The sequence below is a fragment of the Leclercia sp. LSNIH1 genome (assembly GCF_002902985.1).
GTDB lineage: Bacteria > Pseudomonadota > Gammaproteobacteria > Enterobacterales > Enterobacteriaceae > Enterobacter.
Map to the genome: position 1 here is coordinate 213,847 of NZ_CP026171.1, position 24,647 is coordinate 238,493.

General features: G+C 45.6%; 27 protein-coding genes and 1 pseudogene. 15 read left to right on the plus strand and 13 right to left on the minus strand.

Features of this window, described 5'->3' with window-relative positions:
- Window positions 1-56 precede the first annotated feature (56 nt).
- Window positions 57-3,398, plus strand: coding sequence for a hypothetical protein (locus C2U54_RS26340; RefSeq protein ID WP_032610447.1), 3,342 nt, complete (start codon window positions 57-59; stop codon window positions 3,396-3,398).
- 309 nt (window positions 3,399-3,707) lie between these two features.
- On the plus strand, window positions 3,708-3,929 hold the full coding sequence (locus tag C2U54_RS26345) for a hypothetical protein (RefSeq protein WP_032610446.1): 222 nt from the start codon (window positions 3,708-3,710) through the stop codon (window positions 3,927-3,929).
- A 206-nt stretch (window positions 3,930-4,135) separates the two neighbouring features.
- Here C2U54_RS26345 and C2U54_RS26350 read toward each other — a convergent pair whose 3' ends face one another.
- On the minus strand, window positions 4,136-4,735 hold the full coding sequence (locus tag C2U54_RS26350) for a hypothetical protein (RefSeq protein ID WP_015062969.1): 600 nt from the start codon (window positions 4,733-4,735) through the stop codon (window positions 4,136-4,138).
- 261 nt (window positions 4,736-4,996) lie between these two features.
- Here C2U54_RS26350 and C2U54_RS26355 point away from each other — a divergent pair, with 261 nt between their 5' ends.
- Window positions 4,997-5,527: a hypothetical protein gene (locus tag C2U54_RS26355; protein WP_032610444.1), complete on the plus strand. Its 531-nt coding sequence runs from the start codon at window positions 4,997-4,999 to the stop codon at window positions 5,525-5,527.
- A gap of 220 nt (window positions 5,528-5,747) precedes the next feature.
- Here C2U54_RS26355 and C2U54_RS26360 read toward each other — a convergent pair whose 3' ends face one another.
- Both C2U54_RS26360 and C2U54_RS26365 read right to left on the minus strand, forming a co-directional pair.
- Window positions 5,748-6,209, minus strand: a complete 462-nt coding sequence (locus C2U54_RS26360) for a hypothetical protein (RefSeq protein WP_015062966.1) — start codon at window positions 6,207-6,209, stop codon at window positions 5,748-5,750.
- 8 nt (window positions 6,210-6,217) lie between these two features.
- A complete protein-coding gene (locus C2U54_RS26365) occupies window positions 6,218-7,858 on the minus strand; it encodes a hypothetical protein (protein ID WP_040113327.1) in 1,641 nt (546 codons plus the stop codon).
- 314 nt (window positions 7,859-8,172) lie between these two features.
- Here C2U54_RS26365 and C2U54_RS27405 point away from each other — a divergent pair, with 314 nt between their 5' ends.
- From C2U54_RS27405 to C2U54_RS26380, 3 genes are all read left to right on the plus strand, one after another.
- Window positions 8,173-8,430: a hypothetical protein gene (locus C2U54_RS27405; protein ID WP_103216141.1), complete on the plus strand. Its 258-nt coding sequence runs from the start codon at window positions 8,173-8,175 to the stop codon at window positions 8,428-8,430.
- Between the two features lie 268 nt (window positions 8,431-8,698).
- Window positions 8,699-10,045, plus strand: a complete 1,347-nt coding sequence (locus C2U54_RS26375) for an ISNCY family transposase (protein WP_077258062.1) — start codon at window positions 8,699-8,701, stop codon at window positions 10,043-10,045.
- Between the two features lie 58 nt (window positions 10,046-10,103).
- On the plus strand, window positions 10,104-10,895 hold the full coding sequence (locus C2U54_RS26380; protein ID WP_023205302.1) for a tetratricopeptide repeat protein: 792 nt from the start codon (window positions 10,104-10,106) through the stop codon (window positions 10,893-10,895).
- 40 nt (window positions 10,896-10,935) lie between these two features.
- Here the strand turns inward: C2U54_RS26380 and C2U54_RS26385 are convergent, their stop codons facing one another.
- The 6 genes from C2U54_RS26385 to C2U54_RS26415 all read right to left on the minus strand — a co-directional run bounded on the left by C2U54_RS26385 (window position 10,936) and on the right by C2U54_RS26415 (window position 15,147).
- Window positions 10,936-11,772: a macro domain-containing protein gene (locus C2U54_RS26385; RefSeq protein WP_004862033.1), complete on the minus strand. Its 837-nt coding sequence runs from the start codon at window positions 11,770-11,772 to the stop codon at window positions 10,936-10,938.
- A 56-nt stretch (window positions 11,773-11,828) separates the two neighbouring features.
- Complete coding sequence (locus C2U54_RS26390; RefSeq protein WP_004862036.1) at window positions 11,829-12,383, minus strand: TIR domain-containing protein; 555 nt, start codon at window positions 12,381-12,383, stop codon at window positions 11,829-11,831.
- Between the two features lie 375 nt (window positions 12,384-12,758).
- The gene (locus tag C2U54_RS26395; protein WP_016246546.1) at window positions 12,759-13,052 is read right to left on the minus strand and encodes a hypothetical protein; all 294 of its coding nucleotides are present in this window, start codon (window positions 13,050-13,052) and stop codon (window positions 12,759-12,761) included.
- Between the two features lie 20 nt (window positions 13,053-13,072).
- A complete protein-coding gene (locus C2U54_RS26400; RefSeq protein ID WP_016246547.1) occupies window positions 13,073-13,372 on the minus strand; it encodes a hypothetical protein in 300 nt (99 codons plus the stop codon).
- 315 nt (window positions 13,373-13,687) lie between these two features.
- Window positions 13,688-14,626 carry a hypothetical protein gene (locus tag C2U54_RS26410; RefSeq protein WP_015062961.1) on the minus strand — a complete coding sequence of 313 codons (939 nt, stop codon included), beginning with the start codon at window positions 14,624-14,626 and terminating at the stop codon, window positions 13,688-13,690.
- 5 nt (window positions 14,627-14,631) lie between these two features.
- Window positions 14,632-15,147 (minus strand): thermonuclease family protein, encoded by a 516-nt coding sequence (locus tag C2U54_RS26415; protein ID WP_015062960.1) that lies wholly within the window; start codon window positions 15,145-15,147, stop codon window positions 14,632-14,634.
- Between the two features lie 222 nt (window positions 15,148-15,369).
- On the opposite strand from C2U54_RS26415, the gene C2U54_RS26420 reads away from it, so the two are divergent.
- From C2U54_RS26420 to C2U54_RS26435, 4 genes are all read left to right on the plus strand, one after another.
- Window positions 15,370-16,797, plus strand: a complete 1,428-nt coding sequence (locus C2U54_RS26420; protein WP_015062959.1) for a DNA cytosine methyltransferase — start codon at window positions 15,370-15,372, stop codon at window positions 16,795-16,797.
- 128 nt (window positions 16,798-16,925) lie between these two features.
- On the plus strand, window positions 16,926-17,093 hold the full coding sequence (locus tag C2U54_RS26425) for a hypothetical protein (protein ID WP_016246550.1): 168 nt from the start codon (window positions 16,926-16,928) through the stop codon (window positions 17,091-17,093).
- 23 nt (window positions 17,094-17,116) lie between these two features.
- The gene (locus C2U54_RS26430; protein ID WP_040113328.1) at window positions 17,117-18,436 is read left to right on the plus strand and encodes a DUF1173 family protein; all 1,320 of its coding nucleotides are present in this window, start codon (window positions 17,117-17,119) and stop codon (window positions 18,434-18,436) included.
- Between the two features lie 13 nt (window positions 18,437-18,449).
- Window positions 18,450-18,653, plus strand: a complete 204-nt coding sequence (locus tag C2U54_RS26435; RefSeq protein WP_024191726.1) for a hypothetical protein — start codon at window positions 18,450-18,452, stop codon at window positions 18,651-18,653.
- A gap of 54 nt (window positions 18,654-18,707) precedes the next feature.
- Here the strand turns inward: C2U54_RS26435 and C2U54_RS26440 are convergent, their stop codons facing one another.
- Together C2U54_RS26440 and C2U54_RS26445 are read right to left on the minus strand one after the other, a co-directional pair.
- Window positions 18,708-19,928: a hypothetical protein gene (locus C2U54_RS26440; protein WP_032610436.1), complete on the minus strand. Its 1,221-nt coding sequence runs from the start codon at window positions 19,926-19,928 to the stop codon at window positions 18,708-18,710.
- Window positions 19,929-19,930: 2 nt separating this feature from the next.
- Window positions 19,931-20,785: a DUF4942 domain-containing protein gene (locus C2U54_RS26445; protein ID WP_223866326.1), complete on the minus strand. Its 855-nt coding sequence runs from the start codon at window positions 20,783-20,785 to the stop codon at window positions 19,931-19,933.
- Between the two features lie 458 nt (window positions 20,786-21,243).
- Here C2U54_RS26445 and C2U54_RS26450 point away from each other — a divergent pair, with 458 nt between their 5' ends.
- Together C2U54_RS26450 and C2U54_RS26455 are read left to right on the plus strand one after the other, a co-directional pair.
- Window positions 21,244-21,909: a DUF6884 domain-containing protein gene (locus C2U54_RS26450; protein WP_040113341.1), complete on the plus strand. Its 666-nt coding sequence runs from the start codon at window positions 21,244-21,246 to the stop codon at window positions 21,907-21,909.
- Window positions 21,910-21,946: 37 nt separating this feature from the next.
- Entirely contained in the window at window positions 21,947-22,399 is a 453-nt protein-coding gene (locus C2U54_RS26455) for a hypothetical protein (protein WP_040115233.1), read from the plus strand.
- Window positions 22,400-22,470: 71 nt separating this feature from the next.
- Here C2U54_RS26455 and C2U54_RS26460 read toward each other — a convergent pair.
- A pseudogene (locus tag C2U54_RS26460) lies at window positions 22,471-22,941 on the minus strand (Tn3 family transposase); the annotation flags it as partial.
- Window positions 22,942-22,974: 33 nt separating this feature from the next.
- Window positions 22,975-23,430, minus strand: a complete 456-nt coding sequence (merR, locus tag C2U54_RS26465) for an Hg(II)-responsive transcriptional regulator (RefSeq protein ID WP_001166628.1) — start codon at window positions 23,428-23,430, stop codon at window positions 22,975-22,977.
- 71 nt (window positions 23,431-23,501) lie between these two features.
- Between merR and merT the strand changes: the two genes are divergently transcribed.
- Genes merT through merC form a run of 3 tightly spaced genes read left to right on the plus strand, consistent with a single transcriptional unit; the run spans window position 23,502 to window position 24,641 of the window.
- On the plus strand, window positions 23,502-23,897 hold the full coding sequence (gene merT, locus C2U54_RS26470; RefSeq protein WP_001294653.1) for a mercuric ion transporter MerT: 396 nt from the start codon (window positions 23,502-23,504) through the stop codon (window positions 23,895-23,897).
- A gap of 15 nt (window positions 23,898-23,912) precedes the next feature.
- Window positions 23,913-24,188, plus strand: a complete 276-nt coding sequence (gene merP, locus C2U54_RS26475; protein WP_000732275.1) for a mercury resistance system periplasmic binding protein MerP — start codon at window positions 23,913-23,915, stop codon at window positions 24,186-24,188.
- Between the two features lie 27 nt (window positions 24,189-24,215).
- On the plus strand, window positions 24,216-24,641 hold the full coding sequence (gene merC / locus C2U54_RS26480; RefSeq protein WP_000522996.1) for an organomercurial transporter MerC: 426 nt from the start codon (window positions 24,216-24,218) through the stop codon (window positions 24,639-24,641).
- Window positions 24,642-24,647: the final 6 nt, after the last annotated feature.

Consider the following 24,647-nt stretch of genomic DNA (forward strand, 5'->3'; position numbering starts at 1 on the left):
CTGACAATCCAATCTGGTATGATGCTTATAACAAACAAATTCGGAGGGTATAGTGAATGGGTGGCCTGGTCAGCAAAACTAACATTGATCGCCTTGAACGTTTTCATTCTCTGCTGGCGGGGCAATACTGGTCCGCCCTCGTCGATATTCCGGCAGAGGCGATTGCGGCCGGGGATACACTCCTCATCAACTCGTTGCGGTACGTGGATGACAATCTGCATACCGTCATCCTTCGTGCCCACCCTCGGCACTACGGGGAATGGGTAAACGTTGAAGTCGTTGCTGAGAACGGCTCAAAATCAACGAAAGACAAGAAACTGAATGAACATCGGTTTCTGACGGCCGATTTTCTCGCCTTGTTTGAATATCAGCCCGACCATGAATCGATCCGTCAGTCAGAGCTCAAAGGCATTCAGGACGAGGTTGCTGACCTGCAAATGCGTCTCACCGAAACACTGAAAAATCCCTCAGATCTCCGGGAACTGGCTATGAAAAGGATCGAAGACGAAGAGGCCAGTAAAAGGGGGGGCGAGTCAGACGACAGAATGCTTCCGGTCGTCAGAAATGCAGAAGATGCCGCAGTTACCATGGCGCTGGGTACGGTGCAGAATGCCCTTTCTCAGGGAATTTCCGAAGCTCAGGTTTCTCTGATGGCGAAAGTCGCGGAACGGGAAGGGAAGATTGCCGGTGCCGTAGCTAACATTATTACGTCGCGTACCGGTGCTATTACCCGGGCGCTGGAGAAAATGCATCCGTATTATGCGGAGCTGGCCGCTGCCAAGTTGGCCGGAACGCAGGAGGGCATTGAGCAGGCTAACAAAATTCAGGCCGGTGTTCTCACGCTGGAATTATTCGTCGGCAAAAACGTGACGGTAGTCGATATTGCTGAAGGCGAGCCAGCTGACAGCAGCATTCCGCTGACGCTGTGTCAGAAGAAGCTCGTAGTGGATGAGGAACTTTCAGCCTGGTGTGACATCGACGAACACTTTGATTTCAGGAGTCTTTCCGCATTCCACAAGGCGCTAAAAGATAACCCTGGGCTGGTGGAGCAAATTTTTCCGACTGAGCGATGTGTACTCGTCATGGTAACCACCCGCAGATTTATTGACTATGGTGATACCTGGGCGAATTCAGAATACAATGAAAAGAACAGCATCGTGTTTCTGATGGTCCGCAACGGGCAAAACATCAAACAAATCTATTCCCCGGTGGAAAGCCATCTTGGAGCATCACGGTTATTTCCGTCTGAAGATGAGCAGCAGGGCCACTTTCGTGGGTTTGACGGTACCACCATCAAATTTGAAGATGTGGCCTATACCGATCGTCTCAAATCCCATGACCTGATGGCTCTGCATTACCGACGTCTGCTTATCATGCTGTTTGGTCTTGACCAGCGGCTGGCTCTCTTTGGTCAGTTCTATCCCAAGCATGAAAAGGCTAATTTCCTGAATCTGAGCTTCCAGGAGCGGTACTTCCATTTTCTGCACGATGAAGACGGCACAGGGCTGCTGGCATCACCAGACTCGCAGACGCTCGATGAATTTATTAGTGAAAAAAACTCCTATATGCAACCGGGCTCGCGGCTGCTCTGCAACTGGCGTGAGCTTATGACCCCCAGAACAGCACCTGGTGCCGTCAAAGAGGACAGCAGCTATTCAGGGTACTCCTTCATCGCTGAACCAGAGAATAATGTCTCTGCTGCGGTTGTGTATCGTCAGGGAGATAGTCTGGCAGTTGATGTGGCGGTGAAGCGCTACAGAACAGATAAGATGTTTAACTGTAAGGTAAACGTTTCTGGCTACAGGCCGTGGCGCCGGGGAGAAGCAGAGCTTGCATATCTGTGCCTGGATGCAGTGGGCCCGGAGGAACTGAACCGTTTTATCCAGCAGCGCAAATTCCGGAGTAACCACCTTTTTTACATTCGATTTTTTAAGGCCGCAATCAAATTCCTGGAGCAGGAACGTGAAAGAGAATTGCCGCACCGGCAATATCTGCTGACTGCAATGCAGGATTCGGGGTTGCGCCTGCCGGTGAACATTCATGAACTGATTCATCAGTGCATTGCTTCATGGAAGACCGGTAACCGTGGCGTTTCGCTTGATGATGGAATGCGTTTCGAAAAAGGGCGCCAGGCCCTGCTGAATCAACTTTACAGGCTCACTCAGGGTGCAAGCGAAATGGCATCGGTCATTCAGGAGCAGGTAACTGCGTCCGGATCGCAACTGCTTCGGGCCGGGGTCAACTCGTCAGGGAATTACGTCGCGTTTATCGCGCCTAAACCCTATGAGTGTGATAACAGACTTGAAGCTCATGCGTGGGTCCATCGTGTTGTCTATGCAACCGGAAAACGAAACATTCGGGAAACCAGCAGATCCTGGGTCTCTATGCCGGAGCGTTCGGCATCCGAAATTACCCTTTGGGAAGATGAGGAGCAGTCTAGGAAATGGTACTCCATGAAACCGGTATTCAGTTCGTGGGCCGAAAAACAAAAGCTATTTGAAATGTGCGAAAAAGGTGCGGAATTACTGAAAGGGGCCATGGGCAAGTCGGGACATGAGGAATATAGCGATCTTTTTGAGATGTGGGGAGATGCTTATATTGCATGCAACTCCAACTCTGGCGCGGAATACGTAACAACCCCGGATATGTTCCTCCCGGTTGGCTTGATTAAGTCACGAAACTCATTACAGCTAATTGCATTAGGGACATGCTCAACGGAGCAATGGATGTATGCCCGGGCAGGGGATGATGACACACGGGAGCTGTTGCTGGAGTTGTATACCAGTTGGTATGAATGCCCGGATAAAGCGCGAGCAAGGGTCCTGTCGATGGCAGAGAAAAACTCAGGTCTGAGGTTTGTGTTGCTTGAAGGAAAGGCAAAGAAACTGGAGCGGTTTGTTGTCAAACGGCCAGAAGAGATTGTTAACTGGCATGCCGGTGATTTAAAGGAATTCCCGACAATGCTGAATGATCAATGGGCATGTCACATGGCAATGGTCAGTCGGAATGATAAAGTTTATCTGACGCCGGATTTGCTGGATGATGATGGCCTACCAAATTTTAATGAAGTCACAAGGCAGGAGCCCGGAGACGGTTATCAACCCGTCAATGTCTATGAATTTGAGAGTGATTATTTTAACGCGATCTATGATGCAGACGGTAAGAAAGTGGTACTTTGTCACTGGTATGATGTGACGGGTGATTCATATACTGCTGAAGATCTTACAGGGAATATGCCTCATGACGCATTTAAATTCCTTCAGTATAGGCTGGATAATATCGAGCAGGCTGAGGCATTTATCAAATACAGAAACCGTAATTATCAGTCCCGAGAAAATTCAGATTGGCCCGAACCGCCTGAAGGTGTAAAGCGTTACGTCATCAGAGCCCGAAGCTAAGTGAGCAACATTAAGCTAAAAGTTCAGTATGGAAATAGATAAATCATACTGAACAATAAATATAACTTTATGCATAACACTATGACGGTATCTTATTAGCAGGTGCTTCGGAAAAAAGTAACTTTCCAAAGGTAAGTAAGCGCAGCGGGAGATATGCTAACATGAATACATCACGGGGACAGTGCTGGATACTGGCCAATCCATAATTTGCATATGATTAAAATGTACTTAGATGTTGCAATACTGATGAATTGTGTTAAAAGATAGCCGTCGTTACCTAAGTTAAATTTTATGAAGTATGGTACTGTTATGGCTAAGAAAAATTTATACTCGGAAGAGATTGTGATTGCCAAAAAGCAACTCAATCAGCTATCCACGCTTAAAGATAAAGTCAGCCTGCTAACGCGTCAGTGGGAAGGTGATATTGGCAAAAATCTGCCTGGTTACACTGAGCTATATGCTCACGTGGAAAGAATTGAAAGACAGATTCATGAACAAATTGGTAGCTGGAAGAAAAGTCCTACAATGTAAGATTACGGCGATCCATTCTGAAGCGGTGTATTTGGTTCAAGAATGCATAAATAACATTCCTTTATAACTCAATTACCCGCTTTTAAATCTCTTTATTTTCAATCCCGCTCATCCATTTGAGGAACTTTGCGCGGAAGTTCAGCGGCATCATAAACTGTATGGGACAGTAAGAATTGCACTGACATTAACTGGTACAAAATGCAGGGCTATTGAATCCCTTCAGTGTACGCAAGCCTCACGTGTTCATCTACTGTAGCTTGGTTGCCGGGGATATATCGCGGAAAGTCCGACACGTCATTGGCATTTTTGACAATGAAAGAAGGGTATCCAAACTGCTCGGCAGCAATATCGATATAAAAAGTCATTCCTCCAGCACTCAGCTCACACCAGTAGTGGCCATGTCCTCCATACTCATTGAAAAGACCTCCATTATCTGTACCATTCCCGCCGCGTATACTTGCGACCATGCCTCTGAGTCGTGCAAATTTACAAACCAATATACATGCGAACATGCATGTTCCGGTTGTGTCACTTGTTCCAATTTCCTTAAGGTTCTCTTTTAAGGACTTATGGGCTTCTTCTGCAAGCTCCAGGATTGGCGTAAGAACTAAAATAGATGTCTTGTCAGTCACGAATAATGTCTCCGGTAAACAGAACAATGGTAAGGCTAGAATCCCGTTTAAAATAATTTTAGTATCAGGTAACAAGTACCTTGAACAAAGCACTTGATTCACACAGATCAATAAAAACCTTTCGAATAAGGAAAATACGAAAATTTGTGAAAGTACATTATCGAGTTTTAACATGAATCTATTCTGAGTCGCAAGGGTTTTCAGTTCGGACAGAAGGCTTCTAAAATTTCATGAAGTCGTCCAACCATCTTTAACTACTAGGTAACAAACCATAATTATTGATTTCATGAAAATAATTAAACTCAGAAATTGTGTTGTTGAGGTTATTAGAGATGGATATAGGATGTGGTATATTTGTTTGGAAATAAAAACAAAGGTTAGAACTCAGCTTTCGTACAATCTAGTTCAATCAAATTATGACGCTTAGGAGTATAAATGAGCATTAACGACAAAGATTTTAGTTCTTTAACAGTAGAGCAATATGGCTGGAATTTGGGGGTTTTTAATCATTCAACCCCATTTACATCACACTTTATTTATGTCTACGATTGTTATAAACAGTATGTTGGATTGATTTCCATTTCACAGGAGGATTTTAACACCACTAAAATTTCCACATCGTTAAGCATTCATATGTGTGTGGCAAAGCTAGGTAAAATCCTTAAGAAAATGTCAAATAAAAAGGCTTTGTCACAAACGGAAGAAACTGAATTGGCCCCTCTTATTATTAATTATGTAAAGCAAACGATGACTTTTAGGCAATGGGTAAGTCAATCAGAATTAAATCAACGCATGCATTTTCTAATTAATATCTACGGTTCTAAAGATGATAAAAAAGGGGAGGTGGTTCTACGACCATTAATTTCGAATCCAGATGCCTTAATTTTAACACCGACGGAAGTCATTGAATTGAACACGCAAGTTATTAAAGCTGATCGTATGCGACATCCGGAATGGTTCCGTTAAGCAGATTTACCGCATTCACCATTGGAACCTTCGCCAGTAAGAGCTCGATGGTAAAATTACAATCTGAGATGGTTCAAAACGGCTATAGAGTTTTGAACCTCAAACGGGAATATTTTCACATTCATCCTTTGAAAGAAAGTCGTGGCTAAAAGAACTGAAGTAACCCTATCAAAGCCAATTTTCCTAACGACCGGAGTTATCTACTATTTACCGGATAACATTATTTCATTTGTCCTGTCGAATACCATGCCAACGTAGATTCCGGGATGCAGATTTTTGAGGCGAATCCATCGGTAATTAAATCGAGCAGATTTGGGGCTAGTAGATTACACGGTGCTGGCCTCAGTGGTTCATAATGATGCTTCGGGTAATGAAGGCTGCTGAAAATGCCATGGGGCGCCCCTGAGGCTTTATCTGGGCCACAGAAAAGGTTAATCCACATCCGGAGGCGGTAGTCCACCGTGAAGCCGTCGATTTGCAACCATAAGTGGGGGGAGAGCACAAAATCACATCCCTTAACGGTAACTTTCCCAAGGAAGCGAAGATGTGGGATCTTAGCCTCCATCAAGGCATGGCTGAGCATTAAAGTATGCCCATCGCATTCCAGCTTTGCACTGTCTACCGCTAAAAAGGCATCATTAAGGTCAGAGAGATGTATAGGTGTGTTATTCACTGTTACCATTGTGTCTCTCAATTTTTATCCTTTGTCCTGAGATTTGCTATAGTTAAGTTAATATAAACGACTTTATCCGCAAATATTCCGCCAGACTCTCGCAAGCTAAAGCGTATGGTTTGATGATGGGTGCTGTGCATCATTTCAAGTTTAATATTTCTGTTTTCTTTTTGGTAGTCTTCAAGCGCTGATTCAGTGTGTTTACGAATATTCACAAATTTATGGTCAAAGCAGAATAACACCAGATATAGGTCAGGCAGAACGATAAATGACTGAGCAACAGAGTCTGAATACTTTGTATAAAGTTGAAATATTCCTTTTGTTATTACAGATTTTATTGGCACTTCGGTGGAATGTTCTTGTATTAACTTGGATTCGATAATGCAAACTCTCACACCTGAAGAGAAAATAGAAATATCACTTCGCCCGTTTGCGATCTGATCTTCCTGGACCACCATAAACTTTTTAAGTTCAAGGCTTGCTTTCAACCAGGTTAATAATGATGCTGTAAGGTTATTTTCATAAAACAGAATGTCGTTTTTCACACGATACAAATTACTGTTGCTGGTAATGTTCTGAATGCCAGTGAAAATAGTATTAGGCAGAAGGTCGATTGTCTTGCTTTTAACATCGTAATTATTAAATGAATCAGCTAATACACCTAGTTTAAAAGCGAGCGTCCGTATTTTTTCTGTATTTCCAAACTCAAGATGATTGGCTTGATGTTTAAGTGATCTGATTTTATTATATATATATTGTGTGTTTCTTTCACTTAATCTGACCTGCATAAAACTCTGGCGCATGTATTCTTCAAAAAGGTTCTGGAGCTCAAACAATTCTTCAATAATAGAGGTTAACTTATTTTTAGGTTCAAAGAACATTGAGTCTTTATTTTTAATATTTGAAGCCAGTGAAATGATTTCATAAAGAGCATCGGTAAGCAGATGAAGTGGTTCAACTGTTTTTATAATGCCTTTTTCATTCCTATAAATCATAATGTAAGGCTGGTGACGTGAAAATAAATCCTGCAAGACATCTTGTGACACTGGCGTTGTAATGAAGAAAATAAGTCCCGGCTTAAGATCTTTGTTTTTCAAATGTTCTAATTTATCAATAAGTAATACTTTCCTAATCCCGTTCGCTAGAATTAGTCCGAATTCAGTTCGATAAAGATTCCAATTTCGCTTTGTTGATGTAATAAGGGATAAATCATAATTAATATTTACGAGGTTTTCATTGATTGTCGTAATTAAGTTATGAATGTAATTGTTGTGATAAGTGGCATAACTCATAATGCCAAACTTACTTTTGAGTTCGTTGATGTGTTCGACAAGTGTTTTCAAGTACGTATAAGTTGTGCTTTGAGGAACTTTTTGTAAATTGTAAGATGACCACTCTTTAGCTATATCATAGATAAAATCGCATTCTTGTGATTCAAGGAACTTAACCAAGCGATTTCTGGAACTTTTATTGCTGTTAAATTCTTCTTCAAATCTTTCGAGCTTTCTGCAAAAAATATGAACCGACAGGCAATGGCGACGTTCCTGCTCTAATAATTGATCATCCAGGAAAATCTCAGTATTTTTGTTACGACTGAAGATAGATATGGGGGCCATTTCCATTAGTTCTAACGCATTGAAATCATAAAATCTGCTCATTTATTTCGCCTGCATAGTAATTTTAATCACTAAAAGCTATTAAGCTTTTTCCTTTTTTAAACATACGAAAGCCTTTAGAAACACGATTTATACTAACGGGGCATCTAAATTCGTGATCTGTTCAATGTATTCAAAAGAGTATTGAACGCCTCATATGATATTTTCGCTCTGAAAGCGATTCCCCTAGCTTCATTAAGAGCCTTTCTTCCGGAAGCAGATTCAGGCGATTTAAGGTACTTTAAAAGTAACTTTTCAATCTCTATAGTTTTGTCATTCTGAAGTAACTGAGAGGCCATGATGGCTCCGAGCCTAAATTGAAGCTGAATATTCACTTCTTTGTGAAACTCCAGGTGCTGACGGTGGCGGTCAGCCAGCTGGCTTCCACGGACCCTGGCACGATACAAACGCATATAGTCGGCCATTTCGGCGGTATGGCGTTGACGATACCGGTTCTTGGCTGCATTGACTACATTGCGGTTATTCAATTTATACAACCGGTTTTCGCCAGCTACGCACTGGCGGCAGCGAGTCTTATGGCCATCCTTACTTTTACGGTCAATTCCGAAGTCTAACAAGCTCTTCAGAGTCTTGCATTTTCGGCACAGCTTACTTTCAACGAGTTCAGTCATGGGTATATTATGAATTGAAGTACTTCCCGAAAGTATACCCAACTCGACTATCCATTACAATTAAACGTTTTTGGGTTAACATAATCCACGTTATACGCACTTATAATGTTAGAACCATTTAGTAATGTCACTTTTTATCCAGATAGAAACGTCACCTTAGAGTAAGCTAAACTGAATGCAATTCTAAGGGACTCAACGGATGTTGGTGACCATGTCAGATAAAGAAATTCATCGCTTGCCAGTGATACAGGCTGTTTGTGAAAAGCGCCTACGCCGTCGCGATGCAGCGTCACAGCTTGGCATCTCAGAACGTCAGGCGCAACGGCTTATCAATCGTTACCGGGTTTCTGGTGCTGAAGGACTTGTCAGCCGCAAACGCGGTCAACCCAGCAACCGTCGGTTGACCGAATCTCTCAAACTACGCGTACTCACGCTAATACGTGAAAACTACAGCGACTTTGGACCCACACTGGCCGCAGAAAAACTCAGAGAGCGTCATGATATCCGGCTTTCAATCGAGACTGTCCGCAACTGGATGACGTCGGACGGACTCTGGGTTCCGCATGCTCGTCGCAAGTCACGGGTTTATCAACCTCGACATCGGCGTGATTGCCTGGGTGAACTTATCCAGATCGACGGCTCCCACCATGACTGGTTTGAAGGCCGTGCGCCAAAATGCTGCCTTCTGGTATTTATCGATGATGCCACCGGCCGCCTGATGCATTTGCGGTTCAGCGAGTCAGAAACAGCCTTTGACTACATGCTGGCAACCCGGGAATACATTGAGCAGCATGGGAAACCGGTATCGCTGTACAGTGACAAACACGCAATATTTCGCGTCAGTGGTCCGGAGAACCGCAATACCACCGTTACCCAGTTCGGACGTGTGCTCTATGACCTGGCAATCGAGCTTATATGTGCCAACAGCTCTGAAGCTAAAGGCCGCGTGGAACGTGCGAATCAGACGCTTCAGGATCGACTGATCAAAGAAATGCGTCTGGAAGGTATTACCGGCATTGAGGCTGCAAATGCCTGGCTTGCCACTTTCATTGCAGACTTTAACCGCCGATTCTCACGTCCGGCCAGGTTCCCGAAAGATTTGCATCGTCCGGTGCAGGAAAGCCCCGGTGAGTTAAGAGACATCTTTGCCTGGCATGATGTTCGTACCGTGTCGAAATCACTGACATTCCAGTACGATAAGATCCTTTATCTCATGGACCCAACAGAAGAAAATAGCCGTCTTGCCGGTGAAAAAATTAAAATACTGGACTATCCCGATGGCACCCTCGCCTTCCACTATGGACACCGGAGCCTTAAGTGCCAGGCATTTGATAAGCTGGCCTGTGTCGACCAGGGGCAGATTGTCGATAACAAACGTCTCGGGACTGTACTCAGACTGGCTCAGGTAAAACAGGATGAGCGGGAAAGCGAAGGCAAACGGGAACGAAGCAAAAAATCGCCCAGCCGTAAGGCTCAGGTGCGCGTCCAGGAACAGCTCCGGGCTATCAATCCCGTTCTGGCAGACCCGAGCTTGTTTGTGGCAAGTTCAAAGCGATAGAATCGACCATCAGTGCTGCAAAGTACCGGAACAGTGAGCCCCCAAAAGGATACTTGAGATGATTAAATTCCCGACTAAAAAGCGCGTTGATTTGTATAAAAATGCTGTCAGTTCTGAGCAATTACATCTGGATCTGGCTGCGGCTCAGGAGTTCATGTTCGATGCCTGGGAAACTGATGACCTGGACGTTGTGCTGAAACTCATCAGAAAAGCTATCAAGAAATCCCCGCTCTGTGCTGACGCATACTCATTCTACTGCGAGTTATCTCAAGAACCTCCTGAGTCAAAAATCGGGAATCTGGAGACGGCTTTGTACGCAGCCAGCATTGCTCTTGGCGAGGATTTTCAGGAGTTCGCAGGACGTTTCTGGGGATTTGTCGAAACACGTCCATATATGAGAGCAAAAGCAGCTTTGGCTGAGGCCTTATGGGAGTCAGGTAATTTTTATCCGGCTATGGCTCACTGCCGCGAAATGCTGAAGCTCAACCCGAACGATAACCAGGGGATTCGTCATTTATTAGCGAACTATTACCTTGAGCTTGAAATGGTGGATGATCTGGCCTTGCTACTGGACGATTATCCTGGGGATATGCGCCCGTTTCTTCAGTATACACGCGCCCTCCTCGCCTACCGGCAGTCATCCCCAGATGCCAATGATATCGCTAAAGCTGCGATTGATTCTAATAGACACATCCCCGGCTTGTTATCGAAGTGCAGATTACAGCCCAAGTCTAACAGTGGATATATTACGTTAGGTGAAATGGATGAAGCCATATATTACGTGAATAATAATTTAAAATCCTGGATTCGCACCCCTGGTGCAATTGAATGGATTGTCAATGGTATTTAATTTACGAAGGCCATTGCTTAGGCCTTCATCATTAATTTAATCACAAGCCATTTCTTGCTGTCTTTAATTCTAAAAGATTGACTTTATCTATCTTCCCTTCATGGATCATTATTGTTAATTTCGCTGGATGTTTAAATCGCATTTCGCTTATCCTAAAAGTCCAAAGCATTATCTTTAATAGATCTTGCTCATCGATAATTTTGTGGCCTTTTATTCTTGTAAGTCCAGACCCAAAGATTGGGACAGAAACACTTTTTTGAGCATAGACTCGATTAACCTTATCCCAAAAACTTATTAGAAAACCTAAATACTCAGGCATTGTGAGATGAGCTACATTGTGCTCGTCAAACTTAGATAGCGCAGTGAGTATGTAATCACCATAAACACAAATAGTGCCAATTTCAAATTTTTGCTTTTTACCTTCAATCCTTTCCTCATTTCTATCTTTTATCTCTTCGGCATCGAACCTATAGTTACTAATGTAATCATCCAACTCACTTACAGTACAAGATAAATGTTCGTTGATAAATTTACCATTGAGACTACTTCCGGCAATAATTCGCTCATCAACCTGAGTATCAAAATATTCATTGAAAGCGATCGCTTTCAAACCCTCCTGTTTGAAGATATCTCCTGTTTTAATGATAACAGTACTTTCCTCAATGGTTAGATTAATCTCCCTCAAGCTATTTGCTCTGTACCATAACCAAAGATAGGCGATAATAAGCACTGCAATGCAAGCTAAACCTGCCGCAATTTTTTGATTTGCAGGAATGTCGACAAAAATAACAACTGCACCGATAAAACCGAACAATAATGATGCATATCCCTTAAACTCATTGAAAACCTGCTTGTCACAGAGACTAACCTTAGACATTTAATATTCCTATATCTATGCAAAAACAAAGCGCCACAATCGGCGCTTAAGTTACATTATGCGCTATATCTATATACATCTGGAACAGTTTTGGTTTTCACCATAAACTTACTATCTGCCAGTGATTGTCTGATAAGAGCTTTATTCATTGGGATATGCAACGTGGGAACTAAATGCATTGAATCTCTGAATGCGGGAATCTTAGACCATAAATTTTGTATTTGCTGCTTTAAAATGTTGTTAACTAGCAAACTTTCTTTTGTGTCATAGTCAGGGTATATTACAATTACAGGAAGCCCCAAGGAATTAATACCGTAATCAATTTCTTCTCGTAGAGCGCGAGAATTTATAGTTCGATCACTCAGGAATAGAATAATATTCTTAGAATTCCGCAGACGCTGTCTGAGGCGAGGCATTAAAGTTTGCTCCCAGTTACTGCCATCACGAACGTTATAAGTTGTATCGTGTGAATTGGTAAAAGGGAAACCGGAGTCCGCTCCTTTCCACATTCTCAGTGTGTTGTAATAAACGAAGTCTTTCGTAGCATGAGCTCCCAGAGCGCCCTCATGAAAAGGCTCAGCAACATAAAATGCACAGTAATTCCCACTCATTCCTGTAATCCTTCTTTGTTAGAAAAATCCCAAGGAAATTATACACCTCCTTACAAGTTGAACCGCAACCAAAACATGAGCTTTAAGTGCCCTTTCTATCTTGCAGAAAGAGGTGACATTTTAAAACTGCATTGACATATAAATCAATGGGTTACGTTTTACTTCTTGGATTACGCACTGGCACGGGATTTGGGATTTGGGATTTCCATGATGATTTTCCTGTGGGCAACCTGCATTATCACCATCCAGGACATAGGACGGGCTTACCCCGTTCTTACCTAATCATTTTAGGTCCTTCGTTACTAGAAAAATTTTTTAAACTCATACAGATAGACCGCCATAGGTACCAGCGGAACTATCTGTACCATTACTGAACTAAAAATAGATGAAAAAACATGCAGCCAGTACCGTGACGCTAATAATTGAAAATAAGTTAACTACGATGGAAATAAAGCTTTTTTTCATCATGGTCAAGGTTTCGGCTGGTGTTTCATCGAGTGCTTTGCCAGATTTATGGTCATCATAAATACGCCTTGAAGTTACAAGCTTATCGTGATGTTTATTCACTTGCTTCATCAAGAGGTGAATGACTAAAATCATAAGGGCAATGTAGATATACTTATCTTTACTTAGTGCGTCAATTATTTGATGTGCCTGATTCTCGTGCATAAAAATATCTCCTTGTTTGATTAACTGTGAAGTAGATAAAATAGATACCCAAAAACAATAGTGGATAGTGCTAACACCACACAATTAGCAATGTACCAGATCAATGTTTGGAACTTAAGTCGCCGGATCATTTCAGGTTCTTCACCGCTTGAGAAAGATCCTCTACCTTCACTGACTAACTTATCAGCATTTTTAAAATGCTGATAAGTTGAACCAGCACGGAAAGTAAGCCATGCCATACCTAACATTATGAATCCAAATAAATAAAATGCTTTTTCTAAGTAAAAATCTACCGCTGATACAACATCCAGATTTTCCATTTGGTAATTCTCAATATTGTTGGTGAGTTAAAGATTTTTTTGTTGGCTAACTGTCTGAAAGCCCTAATTATGGTCATTACAATCCAACCAATTAACAGGTTCCCCAAGAAACCGTGTCAATGCTGCTTTAGCGTATTGTGGCTTAGTGTAATATCGAGGGAACCAGCCATCGAAATTTTGTGTTCCATTGCGGCGGTATTCAGGTTCGACAGACAGTCTACATCCCTGACCGTGAGGCGAAATGAAAAAGGTGAACCCGTCAATCGAATCAGAACTCAACCGGCTGCATGTCATTGGAAATCCTTCATGATTTAACTAACCAGGCATTGCACTGGTAATCTGATGCTCCACACTCCGCATTCGAGGATTTTGACGTACAAAGTCTCTGACGCCCGAGATGCAAGCTTTGATGATTATATCAAAGTGAGGCTGCGCCTCCGATACCAAATTTCCCGTATTATCCAGTAGCAATATGACCCCTAGCGATTTTACAAGCTGGTACTCAACTGTCGACCGGTCTAGGGCGATCTGGAGCATGTAAATAGTTTCCCCGGATACATTTCCGTCTATTCCAATCACGGTTGCCGTGCAAGCTGCCTGCTCCTCTGGGTAGTGAGGTGTATAATAGTCATACCAGTAATCGGACTTCACCGATTCTTTCCTCGATTGCAGGTTTTTAACAGGCCATTTCACCCAGACAGATGACATATTCTCTGAAACCAGTGAGTGCTGTAACGCGGTAAGGGGGTTATCAAATTCGCCCATGGACCATAAGGTCTCAAATTCTGCTTGAAAAGTAGATGGGTCTATTACAGCAATAAAATCGAACTGGTCCTTATTAATTTTAGACGCTCGCTCATCCATATAGAAAAGACCAAGTCTGTTCCCTTTATCACTTCTCCAGGTGGCCCCTGCTGGTTGATAGTCCGTATTTATAAATGGTCGAAGTTGCTGGTCTTTGTGCAGAAAGATAAACGATGGGGCCAGTGTTCTATTCGCGTTCTTAACTGGGTTAACATATAGGCGCTCACCTGCGCTGAGGAGTTCAATGATCGACTTTGAAATGACAACATCTACAGATGGCGTGCAGGGGTTAACGCCCTCCTCCACTTGATGTACTAAATCCCCATCCGGACCCGGAATAACGTCTCGCAGACACGTTGGGCAGCGCTGAGTTTGTCCGGGTAAAATTGGCCACGAAAGATGTCCATCGTTATTAAGCGCAATTTTCAATAAAGGATGTTGTCTTGTCATCGCGGTCACCCCCTGCTTTTCGTCTTTTGAGGTTTCTGGTTTTGCTGGCGCCACTCCCAGGGGGCAACGGGATTCGGATCTACCCAGAGGCCTTTAACTGCTTTCTGCGCTGAAGCTTCGAATTTCAGATAGTTTGGGACGATGGCATTACCGTCAAACCGGTATACCCATGCATAGCCACTGTCTACCATTGAGGCGTTTATGTCATAACCATCAAGCCAAATGGTTCCCAGCATCCTGCCGTAAATATCAGGTCCGTGGTCTATTACCGTAATATTCTGTGCAGCAATCGCGGAGCTCAACGCTTGTTTAGCCTTTTGTCCAAAGGCCTGCTTACTTTCGGGGGCATCAATACCGTACAAGCGGATTTTGATGTTTGTATTCTGACCATCGAGCGCGGTGATTGTGTCCCCGTCGATAATTTTTACCACTTTCGCTTCAAATGATGATTGGGTAGCAAGAGTTGCCACCGGGAAAAGGACGATTAATGTCGGCAAAAGTAACTTTTTCAAAAGAGTCATACGTTCTCCCTGAATTAGATGGTTCGTAGTAACAAATAAGTCGTGTGATTTGACGCGCTTATTGTACCAATTAGAAACTCGGCGATTTTCTGTTAACGGAGGCAATTTGAGTGGATAAAAATTTTAATACAGGAGATGAAAATAAAGGCCTTTAACAAAAAATTGAATTTTCACCGCGTGGTAGTCTGAGAACCTAAATTAATCACATTTCACGGAGTAAGGATGTACAACGATAGAACTGAGCCTGCAATAACAGCATTGCTTAATGATGAGACACCTTCCTCTATCCATAAATTACTGGTGCAGGTTGCAAGCATCTACGACGTGAAGGATTTGGCTGAGCAACTTAATGCTGCAACCGGCAGCGAATGGTCGAGGGGAACGCTTATTCGCCAGATTAAAGGTGCAGTTAATGAATGCCAAATCACCCAGGAAGGATATCGTTATCTTCGAACGTTGCTCCCCTCTCGGCCAGCGGACTATGACCAGAAGTTTTTCCGATTTATTGACTTGTTTGCTGGGATCGGTGGCCTCCGGAGTGGTTTTGACGCCATCGGCGGAAAATGTGTGTTCACCAGTGAGTGGAATCAGTTCTCCCGACGGACTTACAGTGCAAACTGGTACTGTGACGAGACTGAGCACCATTTCAACTCAGATATCCGGGACATTACACTCAGTAATCTTCCCGATGTTTCGGATGACCAGGCCTATGCTTCTATCGATGCATCCATCCCAGACCATGATGTTTTGCTCGCAGGTTTCCCATGCCAGCCGTTCAGTATTGCCGGTGTCAGCAAAAAGAACTCCCTTGGCCGAAAGCACGGCTTTGAATGCGACACCCAGGGGACCCTTTTTTTTGATGTTGCCCGGATCATCCGAGCCAAACAGCCTGCCATTTTCGTTCTGGAGAACGTAAAAAATCTGAAGAGTCACGATAAAGGCAATACGTTCCGCATCATCATGAATGCGCTTGATGAGCTCGGCTACGATGTTGCCGACTCCGATGCTCACGGAGCAAAGGACCCCAAAATAATTGACGGTAAGAACTTCAGACCTCAGCACCGGGAACGTATCGTGCTGGTCGGTTTCCGCCGTGATCTGAAACTCAATGATGGCTTTTCGCTAAGTGGTGTATCCGCTCTTTATCCTTCACGACGGCCAACCCTTAGGGAGCTGCTGGACGCTGAGGTCGATAGCCGTTACATCCTTTCTCCAAAGCTCTGGGAATACCTTTATAACTACGCTAAAAAGCACCAGGCAAAAGGCAATGGATTTGGCTATGGTTTGGTAGATTCATCAATAGAAACAGTGGTTTGCAGAACACTCAGCGCACGCTATTATCGGGATGGATCTGAAATTTTATTAGACCGGGGATGGGATTTTAGCATAGGCGAAAAGCACTTTAATGATCCTGTCAATTTGGCAAGGCGCCCACGCCGTTTAACCCCGCGAGAATGTGCCCGCCTTATGGGGTTCGAGCAACCGGGAAAAGTTACTTTTCGCATTCCAGTCTCTGATACGCAGGCCTATCGCCAGTTCGGGAATTCGGTCATCGTCGACGTATTTGCGGCCGTGGCCAGTTTGCTTCGGAGCCGTATTGAGACTGCCGTTTCGGCTCGGCTCAAGGGAGAGTTTGAAGCGGCATCATAGTCATTCTTCTGTGTGATTTAACAGGGTAACGTAATGGTTTAATTCACAAAATATTAACATTCACGCAGATAAAACCTGGGCAGGAAGAGTAAGCCTGCTTCAGTTATCGCCTTCATCAGGAGGTACTGATGACGTATTTTGATTCAGCTGAAGATCTTACTATTACAAAACAAAGGGCTCTCCAGGAGCTTGCTAAACATGGCGTTGAGGCCAGCGACATCAACGTGTTTTTTTCCGAGTTGGGTGAGAAGGAAGAGTACAACGCGCAGGATGTATTGAGATGGCTGGGCTATTAGTCTTTTAAATTTCAGGAGGTCCCATGGGCCAGAAGTTTGCAGTATTTATTGCTTACGATGACGAACCAAACACGAAACGATACTCGGCTGAATTTCAGACGCAGAACGAGTATGTAAAGGGATGGCAGTCGGCCCTAAAGAAAGCACACCACACGTCCGGGCAGAAATCTGTGATCACCTGCGGATGCCGGGGCAAAGGCGCAAAGCGTCTGTACGTCCGGTCGCTACCAAACAGTGATACCTTCATATTGATTAAGGCTGCAAATACCGGCACTGAGCATGATCCATCGTGCGTGTTTTTCGACCTTGATGCCAGGCATACGGGGTTAAAGGGTTATGCCAGCAATGTTGTACGCATCAACAATGAGGGGACCATGTCAATACGCCTCGGAATAGGCATGACGGAGAAAGATCCGCCGGAAAAGTCAGAGGTTCCTACCCCGCCCCAAAACCAGCGACCTGAAGGTGGACAGGCTTCAATGACCCTGTCCGGACTTCTGAGTCTGTTGTGGACTGAAGCCGGTCTTAATGTCTGGTATCCGAATATGGCCGGGAAGCGAAATGATTCGCTGGTTCGCTACCGGATGTTGGACGCCGCAAAGCAGGTCAAATCAGGTAGAGCGTGTATTGGCGACCATCTCTTTATCGGGGTGGCGGACTCTAAAAGCAAAGTGGCCAGTGAGCAGGTTAAGCTGTTGTCGTCCGCAGAACTGAGCGACAAGCGACTGCTGCTGCTATCAGTACTGCCGCGCTATGACGCAGAAAAGCATGAGAAGCCACTGAAGTTTCTTCCTATGCGTAACTTCGGCGGTATGCCCCTTACCTTCTTTAACTCAGACGGGCACTGGGATAGCGTGAAGCGGCGATTCCCACTGGAATATGCAGCCTGGAAAAATGGTGGCAAAGTTGTTGTTTTTGCACTTACCTCTCCCGTATCTGTGACCACTAGAGGTCTCTCTGCACGAGCTCATCAGATAGTGCTTATGCTGGTGAGTGATAACTGGATACCTCTGGACTCCTCATACGAAGCGATTGTATCCCGTAAACTGGATGCCGAACACCGGCACTATGTTAAGCCTATGCGGTATGACGCAAGTGCGAGCGATGTATTCCCCGATTTTTATTTACTTGATACCCGGAGTGATAAGCCGTTCCCGATGGAGGTTTTCGGAATGTCGACACCAGCCTATCTTGCGCGAAAGGAACTTAAGAAGGCGTATTACAACCAGGAATATGGGGCCTATGGATGGTGGCACTGGGATGCTACGGAGAAGACGGAATCCCAGGATCTCCCTCATTTCCCTGAAGCTAAAAAATACAATTCACCCGAATCACAACCTTAAAATGGGGTTAAAAATGGCGTACATACTTTCGATGAGTGAACAGGTTAAACTGAAAGCGTTTTTGGCGGCAGTACTCGATGACTATAAGCTGGGAGCTATTTCGCAGCAGCAAGCTGTTGGCGGGATCACTAGCCTGGTTGATGCTCTTGAGATCAGTGACTCGGGGAAAATCAGCCAAATGCTATCGGAAGGACGTAAACTCCTCCGGACGGGATAAAGAGCCTACGGGCGCCAGGAATTTAAGTTTATAGCAAATTCCTGGCGGGAGCAGTTATGTCGTCTTTTTGTTTCGCGGTTTTGATGCCCCTGGGGATTTAGGTTTGATAGCAACTACGCCGGTCATAGCTTCGGTAAGCTGCTTGATTGTTCCTCGTAAAGACTCTGCAATGGTCTTTTCCGCATTGAGTGTCGCTTCCATGGACATCATCTGATTCCTGAGCTGCTGAAGCTCTTCTGTCAGATCTGTTTGGACCTTTTTGGACACCAGGTTCTCATCAGCTAAGCGTTGTGCTTCAGCTCGTAGTTGTTCATTCGTCCCTTTAGCTGTTGAGAGCTCCGACCGGACGAGCGTCAGGGCCGTGTCCTTTTCGGCTAAAGATGAGCTCAATTCAGAGGCATGGGATTGTGATGAAGAAAGGTCCTGTTCAAGCTGACTGACACTGGACTTTAAATCAGACACGGTCCGTTGTAAGTTTTCATTCTGGCTGTTGAGGGCGGTCAGCTCTACCTGCTGCGCTTTATTTTCATCATTAAGCTGCTTCTGATACTCCTGCTGCGAGGCCAGTTCCTGTTTGCGCTCACTCAGTTGCTGGTTCAGTGTCCCTACTGTCTGCTGTAAAAGCTGGATCTCGTTTTGGGCATGCTGTAATTCACTTTGAGTTCCTGCCAGAGTTTCTTCTGCTTCCTGAAGTGAATCTTCTAATTTACTGGAGAGTTCACGCTGCTGCTCCAGCAGGTTAATCAGGTTAACTTTTTCGTTATTCAGGACTGTAGCCTGTTCTTTCGACTGTGACAGTTCTTCCAGAATTTCAGCATTCCGGTGCCGTAACTGAGTAATTTCTGCCTTCGCAATTTTCACGCTATCACTCTGGATAGCCGTATAGCTTAAGCGGAAGTACCAGGTGATAAACGCAGTAAAATCACTGAATGCATCTTTAATCTGGTCAGGGATTTCAATCGCGCGTGCTTCTTCGGGCACCTCGTCCACGTATTGCTTGTAGGCCGCCAGCATCTCCTGAGCCCGGGCAAAAGACCCCCCCATTTTATCCCGCAGCCAGTGGGCTTTGAAAAACTGGTCGAGGTTTTCGGTGCTGATGCTCTTATCGAGGCAGATTTGTTCAATCTCGGTGAAATATTTAACCTTAGCTATTGACGAGTAAGGGGAATTCTTCAGTAACTCGGGGCTTAGAGGGGGCGTTTTTGGAGTATCTTCACTTAAACTGGACGCTGTCTGTTCATCCCCGTTCATCAAATTTACATTGTCAGTCATCATTCTTATCCTTTGGCCGGGATCTGGTTGGCAAAATAAATGCTAATCAGGTCATTCAGTGCGTTATGCAGGCTTTCACACTCAACTGAGATATGGACGTTACCATTTTCGAACAATCGGCACTTCCAGCCCTTCGGGTCGGTAATGTCACCCGTAAAATCGGTTTTCCGTAAGACAGCAAGCCGATCGTACATGTTCATTCCACTGCCGACAGGCGGTGTTGCTGCATTGGAGCAGATGCAAACGATATTCTCAAAGTCGTTTAAATAGAAGAGATTATCCTGAGAAAAGCCATTATATCTCATCATGTTCGAGTCGGGAAAAATGCCGCGTAGTACCAGTTTTTTTGGCATCACAAATTGCTGGGCATTAGTTTTATACCGGCGATCAAGCTGGCATAGCAGATCAACAAACCCTTCAGCAAGTGTAATGCTGCGCATGGCAACTGCCTGGCGCAATGTACTGCGGATTACGGTTAACGACGCAATTGGCGGAGCGTTCCGGAGAGACTCACGGAACTCTGCCCGCTGGTTGTGATTCCAGAATCGGTCAATACCCGTTTCTTCAAAAAGATTGTTCCATGTCTTACGGTCTATTTGCTGTCGCCCTTCCTCGATGCTTGCGGCCAGGGACGCAGGAAGGCCAAAAGCATTAGGGGCCATAATTTTGCTGTTAAACAGTGAAAACCCGCAAATTGCTGAGGCTTCGGCAATCAGCGTCATGCCGTCCAGAAATTTTTGCATAGCGGCATCACGACTACTGGCGAGTTGTTCGGTACGGGTACTCAACTTCAGTTCCGGCTGCGAATTCATGCTCATTTCACGATCCTTTTCCCACTGTTTTGGCTGAGAGATTTTCACTGGCCTATCCACCTCTCTCGTTAAAAAAATTCTCGTAGCGTCATATATAGTGAAGCCTTTACTAGTGACTAATGATGAAAAAGATTAGCACACAGATGTCGGGTGACCAACAACCCGCAACCCGTTAAGTGGCGATCGCATCCCCTGAATGCACAACCATTGCGCTACATGACTGATTAATAAGGGTTTTAGCCGCAATTACACTATGGGGGGTGCTATTTGAACGATGGGATTTACCGATAATTAAATCCCATAGTACATAAAGTGAGCTAAAAAAGGCCAATAAGCGTGACACCGTCACCTCGCGAGGTTTTTTTGTGGTAACTAGTTATTAGTAAAGGCATGACTAAATGTATAATGGGATAGTTGTTCGGGCCTCCTCTTTGGTCGTTATCACGGATGAGGGGCTGTTACGACTGATAGACAGTGATTGCACACATTGGGCTAAGGGCAACAAAATGACGGCGTCGCGAATTACACACCTAATAACGTCCTGTACCAAAGGTAAGCACTTCCAGTGCGGCTCCCGTGCGGAACTGAGCATCCGGGCCGGAGAGACACCTGAAGAGGCTATGGCCAGTTGGGCAGCGACCATAAGACGGTCGCAAAGTGCATCACCGGTACCCGCCCTATCGCTCTATACTGGGAATCACTGGTCAACGGCAAAAGAGATTTTACGGACGACGGAAAACCTGGAGTTGTGGGTGATCTCTGCCGGGTTGGGTTTTTTGAATAGTCGGGACCTCGTCGACGTATATGAAGCCACCTTTCATAATTTACCGTTCAGTCACCGCCATTGGTGGCGGGAATTAACAAATACATTCGGGAAGGAAAGATCGGAGAATTCCATAGGGACGTTAATGGAAGCCAGGCCTACTGATGATTACGTGATCGCTGCCTCCCCAGTTTATATCGCTGCGGTTGAGGACGATATCCTGGCAGGAGTAGGTAAACTAAATAATCCCATTGCCCAGTTGACCGTTGTAACATCTGGGGCATATTCTGGGGGGCTGGAACCCTATTTAATTCGTAGTGAATCCCGCATGATGCCGGAACTTTCAAGCAACATGGTATGTCTCAACATCAAACTCGCGCAATATATCATTAGTAGTCAACGCATTTAGTCTATGGCTGAAATAGATAAAACAGAGGGTTTTAGAATTGAAAGCGATTATCCATGTTAATTCGACAAATGACAGTATTACTATCCAGCTATGCGGAGTTGGCGCTACTGAGGTACAGGCCAGAGAGAAAGCATTTGGCAACGTAAATCGCGTTGTTAATGTCTCCAGTCAGCAGTATCAGGGCGGACAGTGTGTCACAGCATCTCAAGAATTTATAGATGCCTACAATGTAGAACCTGTTTGGGACTCACGATTTGATGAGACTGGTAAGGTTGTAAATAGCCTTAATGAAGACTCACATCAGTTTATTGTTGATTTTTTGGAAAGTCTGTTTATTGATGAAAATGGCGAACTGAATTGCCGTGTGAAATCTGTACAGAATGAAACTTCTGATAAAAAAAGATTAGTAAATGAGTCTTCGGCATTTAGACATGCTATGGATATCCACTATAAATATGCTTCAGCGATCAAACCTGATACTAGTCATTAACTCTCTTCCGCCTCGTTTTGTATCTCTTACTTCATAAAGGGGTTTGAGGGCCAATGGAACGAAAACGTACGCTAAGAAGGTAATTCATTGTTTAAATTAAAATTTAATTCTCTCAGTTCCCCCTTCAAAATATCCTCCGGTAGCGTGAACGTATAATGCCCCAGCATATTGATATGCCCGTGCATCAGTGGGGATAACCGGACGATATCTTCACCCCCGGTTTCTTCTCCATTCCTGCGCATCCAGCTCAGGGCTTCCTGCATATAAAGTGTGTTCCACAGTACCACTGCGTTAGTGACGAGGCCCAGTGCACCCAGTTGATCTTCCTGACCTTCACGATAGCGCTTTCTGATCTCACCGCGCTGCCCGTAGCAGATCGCCCTCGCCACAGCATGGCGGCCTTCTCCCCGGTTTAGCTGCGTCAGGATCCGCCGACGATAATCTTCATCATCAATATAATTTAGAAGGTACAGCGTCTTGTTGACGCGCCCCACTTCCATGATCGCCTGTGCCAACCCTGATGGGCGCGAGCTTTTCAGCAAGGGGTCGTCTCAGAATTCGGAAAATAAAGCACGCTAAGGCGTAGTCACCCCGTGACTCCCCCGCGCCGATGCAGCGAGCTTCGTTCCGTCTTGCAGTGACGCAATCAGCGGGCAGGAAACGTTCCCTTTCCGCGCATGGCAGGCGCACACCAGTTCAGACAGCACGGCCTCCATGCGTGCCAAGTCGGCCATCTTCTCGCGCACATCCTTGAGCTTGTGCTCGGCCAGGCCGCTGGCTTCCTCGCAATGGGTGCCATCCTCCAGCCGCAGTAGCTCGGCGATTTCGTCCAGGCTAAAGCCCAGCCGCTGGGCCGATTTCACGAACCGCACTCGTGTTACATCCGCCTCGCCATAGCGGCGAATGCTGCCATAGGGCTTGTCTGGCTCCGGCAGCAGGCCCTTGCGCTGGTAGAACCGGATGGTCTCCACATTGACCCCGGCCGCCTTGGCAAAAACGCCAATGGTCAGATTCTCAAAATTAATTTGCATATCGCTTGACTCCGTACATAACTACGGAAGTAAGCTTAAGCTATCCAAACCAAATTTGAAAGGACAAGCGTATGTCTGAACCACAAAAGTCTGAACCACAAAAGTCTGAACCACAAAAGTCTGAACCACAAAACGGGCGCGGCGCGCTCTTCGCCGGTGGGCTGGCCGCCATTCTTGCGTCGGCCTGCTGCCTGGGGCCGCTGGTTTTGATCGCCTTGGGGTTCAGCGGGGCATGGATCGGCAACCTGACGGTGCTGGAACCCTATCGCCCGATCTTCATCGGCGCAGCGCTGGTCGCGCTGTTTTTCGCCTGGCGGCGCATCTACCGCCCGGCGCAAGCCTGCAAACCGGGTGAGGTCTGCGCGATTCCCCAAGTGCGAGCTACTTACAAGCTCATTTTCTGGATCGTGGCCGCGCTGGTCCTGGTCTCGCTCGGATTTCCCTACGTCATGCCATTTTTCTATTAATCACAGGAGTTCATCATGAAAAAACTGTTTGCCGCCCTCGCCCTCGCTGCCGTTGTTGCCCCCGTGTGGGCCGCCACCCAGACCGTCACGCTGTCCGTGCCTGGCATGACCTGCGCCTCTTGCCCGATCACTGTCAAGCACGCGCTTTCCAAGGTTGAGGGCGTGAGCAAGACCGACGTAAGTTTCGACAAGCGCCAGGCCGTCGTCACCTTCGACGATGCCAAGACCAACGTCCAGAAGTTGACCAAGGCGACCGAGGACGCGGGCTATCCGTCCAGCCTCAAACGCTGATCCGTTAACCGAACTCGGGAGCGACACATGGGACTCATCACGCGCATCGCTGGCAAAACCGGCGCGCTCGGCAGCGTCGTTTCCGCGATGGGCTGCGCCGCCTGTTTTCCTGCCATCGCCAGCTTTGGCGCGGCCATCGGACTGGGCTTCTTGAGCCAGTACGAGGGGCTATTCATTGGCATCCTGCTGCCGATGTTCGCCGGCATCGCGTTACTCGCCAATGCTATCGCTTGGCTCAATCATCGACAGTGGCGACGCACGGCGCTCGGCACGATAGGCCCGATCTTGGTGCTGGCAGCGGTGTTTTTAATGCGGGCTTACGGCTGGCAGAGCGGTGGACTGCTCTATGTCGGCCTGGCCTTGATGGTTGGGGTGTCGGTCTGGGATTTCATCTCGCCAGCACATCGCCGCTGCGGGCCGGACAGCTGTGAATTGCCAGAACAACGTGGCTGACGGCAA

Bases quoted from the DNA above. Each gene is read 5' to 3' on its own strand.
- C2U54_RS26340 (WP_032610447.1), top strand. From the start codon at position 57: ATGGGTGGCCTGGTCAGCAAAACTAACATTGATCGCCTTGAACGTTTT.
- C2U54_RS26345 (WP_032610446.1), top strand. From the start codon at position 3,708: ATGGCTAAGAAAAATTTATACTCGGAAGAGATTGTGATTGCCAAAAAG.
- C2U54_RS26350 (WP_015062969.1), bottom strand. From the start codon at position 4,735: ATGTTAAAACTCGATAATGTACTTTCACAAATTTTCGTATTTTCCTTA.
- C2U54_RS26355 (WP_032610444.1), top strand. From the start codon at position 4,997: ATGAGCATTAACGACAAAGATTTTAGTTCTTTAACAGTAGAGCAATAT.
- C2U54_RS26360 (WP_015062966.1), bottom strand. From the start codon at position 6,209: ATGGTAACAGTGAATAACACACCTATACATCTCTCTGACCTTAATGAT.
- C2U54_RS26365 (WP_040113327.1), bottom strand. From the start codon at position 7,858: ATGAGCAGATTTTATGATTTCAATGCGTTAGAACTAATGGAAATGGCC.
- C2U54_RS26375 (WP_077258062.1), top strand. From the start codon at position 8,699: ATGTCAGATAAAGAAATTCATCGCTTGCCAGTGATACAGGCTGTTTGT.
- C2U54_RS26380 (WP_023205302.1), top strand. From the start codon at position 10,104: ATGATTAAATTCCCGACTAAAAAGCGCGTTGATTTGTATAAAAATGCT.
- C2U54_RS26385 (WP_004862033.1), bottom strand. From the start codon at position 11,772: ATGTCTAAGGTTAGTCTCTGTGACAAGCAGGTTTTCAATGAGTTTAAG.
- C2U54_RS26390 (WP_004862036.1), bottom strand. From the start codon at position 12,383: ATGAGTGGGAATTACTGTGCATTTTATGTTGCTGAGCCTTTTCATGAG.
- C2U54_RS26395 (WP_016246546.1), bottom strand. From the start codon at position 13,052: ATGCACGAGAATCAGGCACATCAAATAATTGACGCACTAAGTAAAGAT.
- C2U54_RS26400 (WP_016246547.1), bottom strand. From the start codon at position 13,372: ATGGAAAATCTGGATGTTGTATCAGCGGTAGATTTTTACTTAGAAAAA.
- C2U54_RS26410 (WP_015062961.1), bottom strand. From the start codon at position 14,626: ATGACAAGACAACATCCTTTATTGAAAATTGCGCTTAATAACGATGGA.
- C2U54_RS26415 (WP_015062960.1), bottom strand. From the start codon at position 15,147: ATGACTCTTTTGAAAAAGTTACTTTTGCCGACATTAATCGTCCTTTTC.
- C2U54_RS26420 (WP_015062959.1), top strand. From the start codon at position 15,370: ATGTACAACGATAGAACTGAGCCTGCAATAACAGCATTGCTTAATGAT.
- C2U54_RS26425 (WP_016246550.1), top strand. From the start codon at position 16,926: ATGACGTATTTTGATTCAGCTGAAGATCTTACTATTACAAAACAAAGG.
- C2U54_RS26430 (WP_040113328.1), top strand. From the start codon at position 17,117: ATGGGCCAGAAGTTTGCAGTATTTATTGCTTACGATGACGAACCAAAC.
- C2U54_RS26435 (WP_024191726.1), top strand. From the start codon at position 18,450: ATGGCGTACATACTTTCGATGAGTGAACAGGTTAAACTGAAAGCGTTT.
- C2U54_RS26440 (WP_032610436.1), bottom strand. From the start codon at position 19,928: ATGATGACTGACAATGTAAATTTGATGAACGGGGATGAACAGACAGCG.
- C2U54_RS26450 (WP_040113341.1), top strand. From the start codon at position 21,244: ATGACGGCGTCGCGAATTACACACCTAATAACGTCCTGTACCAAAGGT.
- merR (WP_001166628.1), bottom strand. From the start codon at position 23,430: ATGCAAATTAATTTTGAGAATCTGACCATTGGCGTTTTTGCCAAGGCG.
- merT (WP_001294653.1), top strand. From the start codon at position 23,502: ATGTCTGAACCACAAAAGTCTGAACCACAAAAGTCTGAACCACAAAAG.
- merP (WP_000732275.1), top strand. From the start codon at position 23,913: ATGAAAAAACTGTTTGCCGCCCTCGCCCTCGCTGCCGTTGTTGCCCCC.
- merC (WP_000522996.1), top strand. From the start codon at position 24,216: ATGGGACTCATCACGCGCATCGCTGGCAAAACCGGCGCGCTCGGCAGC.